This window comes from Pasteuria ramosa (assembly GCF_056496785.1).
In genome coordinates this window covers 1317959-1333079 of sequence record NZ_CP143099.1, presented here as the reverse complement: position 1 = coordinate 1333079, position 15121 = coordinate 1317959, and the positions used below count along the sequence as shown (strand labels likewise).

Here is a 15121-nt window from a genome sequence, read left to right as displayed (position 1 = left end):
TTTTGTTTTTTATTTGTATAATTTTTATTTAAAAAATATTATATTTGTTTTTAAGGCTATTAATATTCCGTTTGATGATGATATTATTATAAATCAAAAGTTTGTGTTTAATCAACGGTAAGTTTGTGGAAATTATTTAAAACATAATATAGATTTTTCACCAAGATATTTGTTTTTAAGGCTATTAATATTTCGTTTGATGATGATATTATTATAAATCGAAAGTTTGTGTTTAATCAAAGGTAAGTTTGTGGAAATTATTTAAAACATAATAATAACTATCTATTATAGAAATGCTTATAGTTTTGGTAAAAATATTTAAAATTATTTATGATAAATATCATGATAATCAAAAAAATCCTAGAAAAATTCAATATGCGCTATATTCTCAATTACAAAAATTTAAAGAAGCTAAAAAAGCAAGTTAACTAAACATAAAATTAAAAATTCTGATAATTTATAAATATATTAGTTAAATACTCCTGATATAATTACATTGTTTATAAATAAAAAATATTAAATTAAAACTATTGATAAAATACTTATAAAATATTGCTTTTTTATATTTTAAAACTATCAATATAATTTAAAAAAAGAATAGTCATTGCCATAGCTTTTAGTGACTTAGATTATGTTCTTCTAAATTGTTTCTGCTTGGACAATTTCATAATATAAGTGATGTTATTATAAAAAAAGACCATAGCATCTATAGGATGTTTTGGTCTTTTTTTATAATTAAATAAATGACAAAAAACTAATCATAAAATTATCTTTAATTATTAATAAATCAATAATATAAATTATATAAAATATAAATTAATTAACAAAATTTTTATTTAAAATTTTTATCTATTATTCATTGTTTTTTATCTATTATAAGACGTAGGGCATTTAAAGCAACAAATAATGAGCTTCCCGCCATAGCTGCTGCTGCTAGGAAAGGTGGTAATTGTCCTAACATAGCTAAAATAATTCCTATGCCGTTAAAAAGGAAAACGATGGTTAAGTTTTGTTTGGTGTTTTTAACAATTTTTTTTGCTAAAAGCATTGCTTTATGAAAACTACCGATTGTCCCTTTTAAAAGAATAATATCGGCTACTTCTCGGGCTGCTTTTGTTCCACCGCCTATGGCAACACCGATATCAGCAGATGTTAGCGCGATTGAATCATTTATACCATCGCCTATCATCGCTACTTTACGACCTTGTTTTTGTAATAAACGTACTTCCTTGGCTTTATCAGCAGGTGATTGTTTAGCTAAAGCTTTTTTAAGACCTAATTGTGTAGCAATACGTTTAACTGTTTGATGATCATCGCCACTTAACAATATAACATCTAAGTTCTGTTGCTGCCAGTTTTTAATGGCTTCCTGAGCATCCTTATGTAATGGGTCATCGATAACAAAGTGACCAGCATATTGTTGATCAATGGCCATATAGACAACGGTTTTACCTAAAGAAAAAGCTGCCTCAAGCTTGTCTGAAGGTACAATGGAAATCTTTTCTTGTTCTAATAAAGCACTTGTCCCAATTAAAATATCATGTTTCTCTACAGTTGCTCTTACACCACTACCCGGATATGTCTTCGTATACGTTGGCTTAAGATGATGCTCTATATCAGCCCAATTTATTAAAGCTGTAGCTAGCGGATGCGCTGTCGCGCGTTCTGTTGCACTAACCCAAGTTTTTATATTTTCCTCATCATGGTTTGAAGTTAGATAGAAATCAACAACTTTCGGTTTAGCAGCTGTTAAAGTACCTGTCTTATCTACAACAACTGTATCTACTTTAGCTAAAGTTTCACAAACTAAACTACCACGGATTAAAATACCTTCTTTCAAAGCAATCCTTAAGCCGATAATACCAGCTAATGGGGCAGACAAGCCTAAAGCACAGGGACATGCAGCGACAAGTACAGCTGCTGAAGCATAGAGGGCATTGCTTATATCACCATTTTTTAGATAATTGATAATAAGTGCTAAAGCAGCAAAAAATAAAATTAAAGGTATAAATTTACTTACCACACGATCAACTAACTGCTGCACCGTTGGTCGATGATTTAAAGACTGTGCAACGACCTGAACTAGTTGTCCCACAGCTGTTTTGTGACCTACTAAGATTGTCTTAATTTCTAAATAACCATCTAAATTTTTCGTGGCTTCTTTAACCTCATCCCCTGCTTTAACCTGCACAGGAAAACTCTCGCCTGTTAAAATAGCTGTATCGACCATAGCTTCGCCTTTAAGAATAATTCCATCAATAGGAATTAATTCACCTGGTAAAACAATAACGGTCTCATCAGGTAAAATCTCCATCAAAGGCACAATCATTTCTTGCCACTTACCATCAATCATCCTAAGCACCTTAGCCTGTGGTGATTGTAGTTCTAAAATACTTTGTAATGTGGCCTTCGTCTGACCTTTAATACGCACTTCTAACGTACGTCCTAGCCAGATAAAAAAGAGTAAAAGGACACTTTCTTCATAAGAAAAAAGGCTATTTAAATATAATTGGTCATATAAAGCAATACCATAGGCAATTGTCGCACTCATCATAACAAGTACATCCATTGTAAGCGTACGTTGTTTTAAAGCTACATAAGCATATTTATAAAAACGAGCGCCATAGGTAATTTGGATCATCGTTGCTAAACTTAATTGTAAAATAGGTGCCATCTTAAATGGGATAAACATATGTAACCAAAATGGTATCGTTAAACCAAACAACAAACCAACTGCCCAAAAGGGCCAAAGATCTTCTACCATCAGTTGGTTTGTTGTTATTGGGGATGTCTTTTGAAGCACTTTAGCTTTGTATCCTAAACGCGTTAAACAATCTATGAGTTGTTTAACATCAACATCGCCTAAAACAAAGAGATGACCGGTAATAATATTAACGGTAATCTCTTTGACACCATCTAAAGCCATCATTTTTTTTTTAATAGCCGTTACACAACTCTCACATGAAATGCCTTGAACAAGCAAAATTTGTTGCTTCATCATAAAAATCTCCTGTTCTTAGATTAAGCACGGGAAACATATTTACTATTACGCGTATCAATAACAAGTTTATCACCTAAATTAATAAACAACGGTACTTGTACTTCTAAATCCGTCGACAACTTCGCCGTTTTTGTTGCACCTGTAGCTGTATCACCTTTTGTACTAGGTTCTGTCTCTATAACTTCCAGTGTAACAGAATTAGGTAGTTGAATACCGATAATCTCACCTTTATGAAAAACAATTTGTACTTCCATATTTTCAACCAAAAATGGCAGTTGGTCTTTCAGGCGATCAGCATTAATATTTGTTTGTTCATAAGTATTAGTATTCATAAAAGTATACTGACTATTATTATTATACAAATATTGCATCGCTACCGTATCTATATGAGCCGGTGCAACTTTTTCACCACCTCTAAAGGTACGATCCTGAATAGCTCCTGTCTTAATATTACGCAACTTAGAACGTACAAAAGCCGCTCCTTTACCTGGTTTCACATGTTGAAATTCTAATACTTGCCATGCAGCGTCTTCCAGTTCAATCGTCGTTCCCGTTCTAAAATCATTTACACTAATCAAATGTATATCTCCTTTAATTAAGTTGGTAACCCTAATGAACGAGGTGCTTTAGTCAAATATTCAGCACCCGCTTCGGTAACTAGGATATCATCTTCAATACGTATGCCTTCTTGATCTTCAAGATAAATACCGGGCTCAATCGTAATAACCATCCCAGGAACTAAATGCATGCTACTTTTACGCTGACCAATCGATGGTCGTTCATGCACACATAGGCCAATACCATGACCTGTACTATGTAGAAAAAATTTCCCATAGCCTTTTTCAACAATATAATTACGCGCAGCAGCATCAATTTCTTTTGCTGTACAACCCGGTTGAATTTTCGCAATCGCTTCATTTTGTGCCTGCAACACAACAGCATGGAGTTCTCTTTGTCTTTTCGTTGGCTCACCTAAAACAACAGTCCTTGTTATATCAGAACAATATCCCTTATATATGGCACCAAAATCAAGCGTAACCATATCGCCTGCCTCTAGTTTAGCATCAGTAGCTACCCCATGAGGTAAAGCTGACCTTTTACCTGCTGCAACAATAGTCGAAAAGGACATGCCTTCACCACCATTTTGCAACACATATTCATATAAAAGATGAGCAACTTTTAATTCTGTCATACCAGGTGCCAATTGCCGCGCAACCGCATTAAAAGCCTCATCGGCAATACGTGCCGCATTACGCAAGTTAATAATCTCCTGATCATCTTTGACCGAACGTAGATTTTCAACATAACCTGTGGTTGACCGCCAGACAAAATCAGGCGTCTTACGTAACAAAGATTGATGTATATCTACGGTTAAATGACTAGCCTCAAAAGCACCCGTAGATAAACTTAAACGCTTGATCTGTGCCGCAATAATGGACAACCAGTCATCGCGCCCTTGATCAATAATTTCATAATTGAGCGCTTGTTTAGCAGCTTGCTTCGTATATCGCGCATCGGTAATAAGTAGCTGATAATTTTCCGTGATAACAACAATGCCATGCGAACCCGTAAAATCAGTCAAATACCTTCTGTTAGTAGGATCTGTGATAACCATCACTTGTATACCTTCACTCTTGATTCGTTCACGTAACTTTAAAACACGAGCACTCGTATCCATGTTAGGAACCCCTTTCAACCAAATCATCTCCGGCCAAAATTACCATTGCCGCCTTATAACTTAAAATACCTAAACCACTTATTTGACCCAAGCAAACCTCGGCAATAACTGATTTATGACGAAATGGCTCCCGTGCATAAATATTCGTTAAATGAACTTCAATCACAGGTATGGTAATCGCTGCAACAGCATCACGTAAAGCATAACTTGTATGGGTATATGCACCGGGATTAAAAATAACACCTGTTATCTGCTGATCTTCAGCCTCATAAAGAGCGGTAATTAAATCGCCTTCATTATTATACTGCAAACATGTTACCTTAAGGGCCAACTGTTTACCATACAATTGAAGGTTTGTATGTAAATCTTCTAACGTTTGACAACCATATATGGATATTTCACGTTTACCCAAACGTCCTAAATTAGGACCATTAATCACCCAAACATTCATAGAAAAAATTCAAAAACCTCCTCTCTAGCTATCCGGCCTGTTACAACGGTGCGAGTTTTTATGCGTCCCAAGAATATACTTAGCAGCCCATTTTTTGATTATTAAAATATGCTCAGGTAACCATTCATCAGCTCGCCTACTTTGCTTTTTATAGACGGTATTCATAATATTAGGGGAATGATCATCATGTTGCAAAATACCTAACAAATGGGAAAGTTCATGTTGGAATACACGATCTGCATCTTTAAAACGTTTATTGTCCACATAAATAACCCCGTATGAAGGACTTTTAACATCCGGACCTAAAATTTCCTTCGTATCTACACGCGAAATATGACGAGGCTCGGAAATACCAAGGGTACTATTAACAACATCCTTGTTACTATCTTCAGATGTCTCATATAAAAAGCTACGATCAGAGGTAAACCCAATACCAAAATTGAAAGGTGCTGGTTTTTTATGATGATCTAAGCTTTTTAAATTGTATATAAAATCTTTGCTGTTATAATTTTGCTTTTTCAAAAAACGCGTATCCCATTTATGATAACAAACAATTTTTATACCGATACCCGTAGCCTTCACAAGATTGACATGCGCACGCTGAACAATATTCTGGATAATTTCTTGCCAATTAGAATAAAGTGTACGAAAAGATTTATCAGCATAAACGGAAATATATATATACTTCTCAGCCTTAACATTTTCTAAGCTGACATCATTTATCGAAGGAAAATCAATAACTTCTGCTTTTTCACGATATAGCTCAATAACATAAATGCTAAAAACTAAAGATAATAGTCCACATAAAATTAAAAACCAATCACGTATCTTGGACACATAATATCCTCCCGCGAAAAGTTTTCTCAAAAAGATAACCAACGCTTTATTAATAAAGCATTGGTTATCTTAAATTATATATTAAAATATTTCAAAAGAACATATATAATTAACTACATAAAAAGAAAAGAATATCACAATAGATCGATATACGCAATAAGTTATAAATAAGAACTATTATATCTTAATCTAAGCTTCAATTAAAGCATCTTGCTATATTGTTCTTTTTTCTCAATTTTACTTACTTTATCGATACCTTGAAACTTTTTATTTATTTTTTCATTTTGATTCGTAAATTTATGCCCTGATTTATTTTCTGAATTTTCAGCCGAAACATCTTTTGCGTAAAAGTTATCAACTTTACCAAAACCATACTCATTTTTTACATTCTTCTTATTATAACCATTATTAACATCAACTTTCACATCATCAAAAGCAGATCTAAATCGATTATTACTGTTACTTTCATAATTACGCTTGTTTTCTTTCTTAGCATACGAAAAATTACGATCAGATGCACTAGAAGTATCTTTAACACCAGATACACTAGAAGTATCTTTAACACTAGATACACCGTAATTATCTTTAACACTAGATAAACTAGAAGTATCTTTAACACTAGATACACCGTAATTATCTTTAACACTAGATACACTAGAAGTATCTTTAACACTAGATACACTAGAAGTATCTTTAACACTAGATACACCGTAATTATCTTTAACACTAGATACACTAGAAGTATCTTTAACACTAGATACACCGTAATTATCTTTAACACTAGATACACTAGAAGTATCTTTAACACTAGATACACCGTAATTATCTTTAACACTAGATACACCGTAATTATCTTTAACACTAGATACACCGTAATTATCTTTAACACTAGATACACTAGAAGTATCTTTAACACTAGATACACCGTAATTATCTTTAACACTAGATACACTAGAAGTATCTTTAACACTAGATACACTAGAAGTATCTTTAACACTAGATACACTAGAAGTATCTTTAACACTAGATACACTAGAAGTATCTTGAATAACAGATAAACTAGAGGTATCTTGGATGTCTTCGTTACCAGAAGTCATATCAATACCAGTCAAATTAAGCTTAACCAGGATATGCTCCAATTTAGTTACCCTCAACTTCAAAGTTTCATATTCATTTTGAAATTGTTGTACATTTATAATATCACGCATCAACATCGTATTATTAGCTAAATTATCTAACATATTTTTTTGCTTAACAGCAGTACCTTCTTTTTTCCATCTGTAAAGCAACTGAGATGATATATTATTACGACGAGCTATTTCAGCTGTATTACCATAATCATTAGCTTCTTGGATTAATCTTCTTTTAAAATCATTACTATAATGTTTGCGTTTCAAAATTACTGCCTCCTATGATGTTTGCTTCGAATATTTCATAAATAAAAATCAGATTTAGATAAAACAATAAAACATCCTGCTCATTAATTGTAAACCTTTAACAAAAAATAGTCTATATTTTTATTTGGTTTTCTATCGATTATAAACTATTAATTTCCATTTATTAAAAAAACAATTAAAAAACATATATGTGTTAAATAGATATATTTAATACAAGTTTTTTTAAAAAATAGTTTTAAGAAGAAAAAATAGTTTTCAGAAGCTTGTTCAAAAACCCATGTAAATAGAAAAAAATAATTGAATGCAACAAAAGCTACGCTATATTTGTTTTCGTGTTTAAATTACATAATTACTAATTGGGTATATACTATTGATTGGCAAGTTCATTGTTTGAAGAAGATTGTTTGAAAACCCGTTGACACCAAGGTTGTGTTAAAGTTTAGGCACAAGTTAAATATAAATCTATGATTTCTGAGGAAAATCAAAATTAATAAGCAAAAACAAAAAAGAGATTTTTTTGTTTTTGCTTATATTTTTTAAATGCTAATTTTCTGTTTTTTCTTGTTCTATTTTTTCTTGTGCTATTTTTTCTTGTGCTATTTTTTCCTCTTCTACTTTTACTTTGTCAATAAGAGGTACAATCGGTAAAACCAAACCCAATGCTTGTAATAGCGTTCTAACAGGTGCTAATTTTTGTTGTGCGACTTCTAAGATGATTTTGTGTTTGTCATTTTTTAAAGTTATATTTTCCAGTAAATAGCTAATATCTTCTAACGAAGGATGCATGGTTGTTTTATTTAAAAAACACAATTCTTTATTTTTTTTCTTTATCATATATGAAATCCAGTTACAAAGATAATGTCTATGAAGGATATGTATATAAATAAGCGTACAAAAACCTTTGCGTAAATCGGTGTTTAAAAAATAGTCGCCCGTACAAACTTTCGGATACCAATTAATGGTTTGTGATGATTTTGTACGCCATGTTAAAAAAGCTTTCAAACTATCGATGGGATTTAATGTTGTAACATTTGTCGCTAAAATGAATGTAAAACCTCTTAGAGTTGTCTTAATATCTTTTTTTGATCTTTCGCTGGGGGTTAAATTAAAAAAAATCATTGGTCGTATATGAGGCTCTTCATCTGAAGGTGAAGATTCATGATAAAACCAATGCCCACCTTGATCATCAGTAATTGTCGACCATCGCTGCCGTTGATGATAAGCATCTGTGATGGTACTTACTACCAAAGGATCATCACGAGGTATTTCAACAAGAAAACGTCGTTGATTATTATGTAAAGCACGCCGATGATATATATTACCTAAAGTATCATTACAAACCACAATCGTGTCATTTAAAGCTTTAACACGCCTCGCATTAGTCTCACCAAGATCTCCCCATAATTGATAGCCTCTGATCACAACGTTACGGACCCAATCACCTAATTTACTAATCGCTTCCTGATTTTCACCATAAAAAATACCATCTTCATACACCAACCACGCATGATACAATGCAATGCCATCAGTACGTCCTGGACGAACATTAGCATAGCTAACAACTTCTTGTTCTACTTGGCGTCGATTGCTACGACTACGTCTAATTTGACCCCATCTTTTGGATGAATATTTTTGTGGAGGACACCATGCATTACCTTTATCTGTTAACAACATCCGTCTATCTGTTAAGACATAAACGAAACCATGGGTAAATGGCTGAATAATATTATCCTCAAGTTCAAAATTCAACTTTAAAAGAAGCGAACGCCACGCGGGCATCTTAATCTTACCAATAGCTTCAATTTCTGTCGGTGTGATAACATTAGTTTTTATCATGCTTATCCGCGGTTTACGCTTCTTATGTTTAGTTGTTCGAGGACGTTGAATAATTCTGACACTTTGTTGATCAGCTTTTTGTATTCTTAGGCCTCGAACCCAGCTAGTCCATAATAAGTTACTTGAATGAGTAAATTTATGAATATTCGGGTATTTGATCTCAGGAGAAAAGACATCCAAATTGTTATTCCTAACAACATGGCTGCTTAAGTTATGCCAATAAAAAATATTTTCTCTGGATAAAAGATCATCGCGCACAATATAAGCTAACAAACGATGCAGTAAACGATATGAAAAATTAGCATGTTTACTAGCATGTGTAAACAAATCTGCCCGCGCCCAAAAATCTCTGTTAGCTTCTGGAAGACAGACCATCTGCAAACCCCTCTTCCGTAATTGTTTTTCTATATTACGGACCCAAAGAAACAATGATCAACAACTAAATATATGTTAAAAAAAACAATTAATACAAACCATGGCTTAAACTTTACAACTTTTATATTGTTCAACAAATATTTTATGTTCTGCATACGTACGACTAAAATTATGCCTACCTCCACCATTACAACGACGGACATAATAGCGATAATCATGGTTGTCAGGTTCTAAAAATGCTTTTACAGCAGCTATACCAGGACTAGAAATTGGCCCCGGGGGCAAACCACAATTCTTATACGTATTATAAGGGTCACCAGACATCTTATCACGATCACTCAATCCTGTTGGCTTATCTCCACGCAATCGAAATGGGTATAGATTAGAAGCATCAATCTGTAAAAAACACTCATATTTCATAGAAGAATTCAAACGATTAATAATCACACTAGCAATTTTAGGAAACTCATCGCGTACCCTACCCTCAGATTGCACCAAGGATGCCGCGGTTATCCAATCAGATAATGCATTATTGCCATTGAACACTTTAAGACGGTCCATATTTTTGGCTAAAGATAAACCTTCCCAATAACGTGTTTGAAATTGATAAAGCATATCATCTACAATATGCTCCCCTGTGGCATCAGGAGAAAAATTATATGTAACAGGTACTAAATATCCTTCTAAATGAAACTTAACCGTATCTTTTTTCGGTATACTGTATTCAAATTCATACTTAGGTTTACGATTTTCAAGCGCTCTTAAAAATCCCAACTTATCATAACCTGATTTTTGTAAAATATCAGCAATATCCATCACATTCGAGCCTTCAGGAATCGAAATTTTATTTATAAAACTCATGCCTTTTTCTAACTTAGTCATGGTATCCCAAGCATTATCCTCTGGAGGTACTCCATATGATCCTAAACGGATACTAACCTGATCAATTTTTGTATTATTCAATAAAAGTTTTAAACGATAGAAAATATAAAAAATTTTCCCACTTCGAACAACACCTTTATTTTCTAACTCCATAGTAATTTGTTTAATCGTTGTCCCACGCTTAACATCTAAATAAACCGTGTTTGTAAACGGCTCTCGACCTAAACTATAGTAGATGAAAGAAGTTAAAAGCAAACCCCAGCCCAGTATTAAGCTGAATGTCCAAGAAAATAACTTTTTCGTCGTCATGATGTAAACCTCTTTAAAACAAAATTGTTAAATCTAAAACGCAGGCTGATGCTTCTGTAAAAACATTTGAAACATTTCTTCGATTATATCCCATTCCTGATCATTTTCGACACAAAACAAGACAAGACGTCCTTCTTCTTCACGATAACGAAAAGCATAAACATCTTGCTCTCCTTCTTGCTGTCCCTTACCCTCCTTATCAAGAGGGGACACCATCATATATTGATTTAAATTATCTTCGCATAGAAAAGCAAACAAAACCTCAAAACATTCTTCTTGGCCTTTACGATTAGGAATCATAACATAATCACCAATGATGCTCTCATTAATACTCTTATTGTCCAAAAAAATACTCCTTCCACTATTCTCTCGCTAGGATGTTAAAATTTGTTAAAAAAATTAATTTAAATCCTGATTAATAATTTGTTTTACATAAACAGCCCGGTTTTTTTAAATAAACAGTTCATAATTAATAAAAAAGATATAGATAAAAAAGACAAAATTAAAATAAATAGCTTTAAAAAACAATTTATAGCATAAAAAATATAATCTAAGAAATAAGATTTATTTATTTATTCATTTCCTAATGCTTTTTTACTGCTTCCACTTCTTTATATTGGAGATAATCAAGATAACCCTGCAAAATCCAAGAAGCAGCCAATTTATCACCTATTTCACGGCGTTGTTTACGTTTAACACCACCAGCTAATAGCACACGTTCCACTGCTTTAGTTGAATAACGTTCATCCCATAAAAGAACTTGGCACTTGTACCTACCCTGTAAACGTTGTGCCAATTTACGAAATGTAGCCGATCGTTGTTCCATTTGCTGTGCATTTGTTGTTAGGGGAAGACCAACAATAATGCGCTCTATTTTATCATAATTTTTAATGATCTTATCAAATTCTGACCACCAAGAAACACGACTCAGGTTGGTCAAACCCTGGGCTGTTAGACGCAGCGGATCACTAATAGCAACACCAATCCGCTGCTCACCCATATCTAAACCAATAATACGTGCTTGTTTATGTTTTAGTTGATCTTTTATACGCGATAACAGTATCCTTTACACTTCCCTTATTTAATCGTTTGTTACATCACCTTGATAATCAAATAAACCAGGATAAGAGCGAAGAAGTTCTTCTAAAAGTTTATCACGATCAACTTTACTAATCCAAAAACGCGCTTTATTGCGACGTGGAATATAAGCTGGTTCACCAGTTAGCAGATATCCAACAATCTGATAAACCCTATTATAGCATTTATCCTCTTCCAAAGCTTTATAAACACGCTGCAATACTTCTCTCGGACTAACATCTTCTTCTATTTTAGCGCGAAACCAAATTGTTTTATCATCAACATTATCTTCCATATGTTTTTTCAACCAATTTTTCGCATAACCAAGCGCATTTTTTAAATTAGCAACATCTTTACCACCAGCACGGGCTAAATGAGACTGACCACCACCTGTACCACCACAATATTCAGCCATGATACTAACAATTTGATTGGCATGCAGCCCATTCTCAATCCATTTTTTAGCAACATGGACAATAAAATGCGCTCGATCTTCAAAAGATGAACCTAATACAATGACGCCATCGATTTGCGTGCGCAGCTGATCTAAAATAACCAACAGTTGTTTCGGAGAAATATTTTCTAATTTAGACACAACAAACGATAAAGAACCTGCTTGTTGTACCTGTTTAAGGATGGAAGGTACTAATTCTTGCTTCAAAGAACGAATTTTTAAATCATTGTTCTCCTGTTCTAACAACGCTGATCTGTTCTTTAAATCATCTATATGCACTAATACTTCTTCCGATTTAACTTTCATTGTTTTAGCTAAAGAAAGCACCATTCGACGTGAATTGTCTAAATAATCATGAGCACAGCGACCAGTTAAAGCTTCAAAACGACGCATACCAGACCCAATACTTCCTTCACTCAATAGGACGAAAGATCTTAAAGCTGAAGTACGCTCAACATGTGTTCCTCCACACAGTTCCAAGTTATCGCGACCAATTTGCACTACGCGAACCTTTTCACCATAATTTTCACTAAACAACGCCATTGCTCCAGAACGTTTAGCTTCAGCCAACGATGTTGAAAAAATCTGCACAGGTATATCAGCATCAATTTTCTGGTTCACATCTACCTCAATCTGCAACAATTCTTCTTCCGTAAGCGCCTTATGGTGGGAAATATCTAAGCGCAATTTAGTCGGTGTTACTAATGAACCAGCTTGTACAGCATGCGATCCAAGTAACTTACGTACAGCATAATGCAACAAATGTATAGCTGTATGATTACGAGCAATATCACGACGCCTTGACATATCAACAATCGATTGCACAATATCTTCTTTGCTTAAATAACCCTGCGTTATTTTCACATAATGATGATAACCAAGATCTTTCGTATGCTGAACATTAGAAACTTCAGCCTTACCTTTGTCACCGACAATCATGCCATGATCAGCTAATTGACCCCCAGATTCAGCATAAAAAGGCGTTGCTTCTAACCAAATGATACCTTCTTCACCTTCAGAAAGACGTGAACACAATTTGTCTTCTTTAGCTAAAGATGTAATCCGTACAGTATGATTTAAGTTAACACCGTAACCGACAAAACGACTTTCTGGTAATTTCGTATTAGCCAGTGAACTCTGAATATTCATACCACTTGTCTTTACTTGAGCAGAACGAGCTCGTATCCGCTGCTCCTCCATCTCATGAACAAAACCATCTTTATCAACACCTAATCCTTGCTCTTGTAATACATCAGCTGTAACATCTAACGGCAACCCATAAGTATCATATAAACGAAAAGCCTCTTTACCATCTAAAACCTTTTGAGAACCTAAGTTATCCACAATATGTTGTAAACGAGTCAATCCATCTCCTAACGTTCTATTAAAACGCTTTTCTTCACCCGTAATAACAGCTTCTATTTGAGCTTCTTTTAATACAAGCTCCGGATAAGGGGTTTTTAATGTCGAGATAACGACAGGTACTAAGCGATGTAAAAATAGGTCTTTAAGGCCTATGACATGACCAAACCTCATTGCACGACGCAAAAGACGGCGCAAAACATAACCACGACCATCAGCTGACGGATTAACACCTTCTGCAATTGTAACCACTAACGCACGAATATGGTCAGCAATTACACGCATGGAACGATCATTTTTTGTCGACATACCATAGTTAGTTTTGGAAATATCGGCTAAAAAATCAATAATAGGTGTAAAACGATCTGTTTCATATGTAGTTTCCGCATCTTGTAAAACTAGCGCCATCCGTTCCAAACCCATGCCAGTATCGATATTTTTACTTGGTAAAGGAGCATAACTCCCATCAGGCATATGGTTGTATTGAGAAAAAACAAGATTCCATATCTCTAGAAAACGACCATCATCTCCACCAGGTGCCTTGCTTGAACCAAAAACTTCCCCGCGGTCATAAAAAATTTCCGTATTAGGACCACTTGGACCGACACCGAGATCCCAAAAATTATCCTTCAACTGCACAATACGCTGGCGAGGAATCCCTAATTTATACCATAAATCACATGTTTCATCATCTTCAGGATGCGCCGTGATATATAGACGTTCGACCGGTAAAGAAAAACCTTCAGACGATGTAAGTAATTCAAAAGCAAAATTAATCGCATCTTCTTTAAAATAATCACCAATCGAAAAATTACCTAACATTTCAAAAAAAGTATGATGACGTTCCGTAAAACCTACATGCTCAATATCATTTGTACGCAAAGATTTTTGCACACCAACTAATCGTTTACAAGGAGGCACCTCTCGACCATCAAAATAACGTTTCAAAGCAGCGATACCACTATTTATCCACAACAAACTTTTATCATCAAGAGGGACTAATGGTGCACTAGCTAAAGATTTATGACCACGTTTACTAAAAAAATCGATAAACAAATTAAAAATGAGATCGGTTTGCAAAAGCAATCCTCCTTTGGTAAATTTAAAATCTGCGTTCACAATGATCATAAATGAAAATAATGATTTATTATGCATTAATTAAAAAAAATAAAAAAGAGATCGAAAAATCAAAACAAAACAAAATCAAAGTTAAAACAAAACATCATTTTAAAGAAACGAAAATATTTTAACAAAAACTTTAAGCAGGTAACCGTACAAAAATAAAAAGTACAATGCAAAATTACCCACCAAAACTAGGTAAAAATCCCTTATATATTATATTAACAATCCAAGTGATTGCACACCACATATACATTATCATTTGTTTCCGCCTAGCACAATAAACAGGTGTCTATTATAAGCTAAAGCAACATCATGATGCAAAATTTATCAACATAAGCAA

General features: G+C 33.8%; 11 protein-coding genes. All 11 read right to left on the bottom strand.

The window, feature by feature from the left end:
- Positions 1-856 precede the first annotated feature (856 nt).
- The 11 genes from VS182_RS05680 to alaS all read right to left on the bottom strand — a co-directional run bounded on the left by VS182_RS05680 (position 857) and on the right by alaS (position 14739).
- The gene (locus tag VS182_RS05680) at positions 857-2998 is read right to left on the bottom strand and encodes a heavy metal translocating P-type ATPase (protein WP_479484258.1); all 2142 of its coding nucleotides are present in this window, start codon (positions 2996-2998) and stop codon (positions 857-859) included.
- A 23-nt stretch (positions 2999-3021) separates the two neighbouring features.
- Positions 3022-3579, bottom strand: a complete 558-nt coding sequence (gene efp / locus VS182_RS05675; RefSeq protein WP_479484259.1) for an elongation factor P — start codon at positions 3577-3579, stop codon at positions 3022-3024.
- A gap of 17 nt (positions 3580-3596) precedes the next feature.
- Positions 3597-4679 carry a M24 family metallopeptidase gene (locus VS182_RS05670; RefSeq protein ID WP_479484260.1) on the bottom strand — a complete coding sequence of 361 codons (1083 nt, stop codon included), beginning with the start codon at positions 4677-4679 and terminating at the stop codon, positions 3597-3599.
- Position 4680: 1 nt separating this feature from the next.
- Complete coding sequence (gene aroQ / locus VS182_RS05665) at positions 4681-5130, bottom strand: type II 3-dehydroquinate dehydratase (RefSeq protein ID WP_479484261.1); 450 nt, start codon at positions 5128-5130, stop codon at positions 4681-4683.
- Between the two features lie 24 nt (positions 5131-5154).
- On the bottom strand, positions 5155-5967 hold the full coding sequence (locus VS182_RS05660; protein WP_479484262.1) for a M12 family metallo-peptidase: 813 nt from the start codon (positions 5965-5967) through the stop codon (positions 5155-5157).
- Positions 5968-6167: 200 nt separating this feature from the next.
- Entirely contained in the window at positions 6168-7364 is a 1197-nt protein-coding gene (locus VS182_RS05655; protein ID WP_479492440.1) for a transposase, read from the bottom strand.
- Positions 7365-7907: 543 nt separating this feature from the next.
- Positions 7908-9629 (bottom strand): hypothetical protein, encoded by a 1722-nt coding sequence (locus VS182_RS05650; protein WP_479492439.1) that lies wholly within the window; start codon positions 9627-9629, stop codon positions 7908-7910.
- Between the two features lie 51 nt (positions 9630-9680).
- Positions 9681-10766: an endolytic transglycosylase MltG gene (gene mltG, locus VS182_RS05645; protein WP_479484265.1), complete on the bottom strand. Its 1086-nt coding sequence runs from the start codon at positions 10764-10766 to the stop codon at positions 9681-9683.
- Positions 10767-10799: 33 nt separating this feature from the next.
- A complete protein-coding gene (locus VS182_RS05640) occupies positions 10800-11111 on the bottom strand; it encodes a DUF1292 domain-containing protein (protein ID WP_479484266.1) in 312 nt (103 codons plus the stop codon).
- 238 nt (positions 11112-11349) lie between these two features.
- Positions 11350-11766: a Holliday junction resolvase RuvX gene (gene ruvX, locus VS182_RS05635; protein ID WP_479492438.1), complete on the bottom strand. Its 417-nt coding sequence runs from the start codon at positions 11764-11766 to the stop codon at positions 11350-11352.
- An 81-nt stretch (positions 11767-11847) separates the two neighbouring features.
- A complete protein-coding gene (alaS, locus tag VS182_RS05630; protein ID WP_479484267.1) occupies positions 11848-14739 on the bottom strand; it encodes an alanine--tRNA ligase in 2892 nt (963 codons plus the stop codon).
- Positions 14740-15121 lie beyond the last annotated feature (382 nt).

Coding starts and splice junctions, on each gene's coding strand:
- VS182_RS05680 (WP_479484258.1), bottom strand. CDS start 2,998: ATGAAGCAACAAATTTTGCTTGTTCAAGGCATTTCATGTGAGAGTTGT.
- VS182_RS05670 (WP_479484260.1), bottom strand. CDS start 4,679: ATGGATACGAGTGCTCGTGTTTTAAAGTTACGTGAACGAATCAAGAGT.
- aroQ (WP_479484261.1), bottom strand. CDS start 5,130: ATGAATGTTTGGGTGATTAATGGTCCTAATTTAGGACGTTTGGGTAAA.
- mltG (WP_479484265.1), bottom strand. CDS start 10,766: ATGACGACGAAAAAGTTATTTTCTTGGACATTCAGCTTAATACTGGGC.
- ruvX (WP_479492438.1), bottom strand. CDS start 11,766: ATGGGTGAGCAGCGGATTGGTGTTGCTATTAGTGATCCGCTGCGTCTA.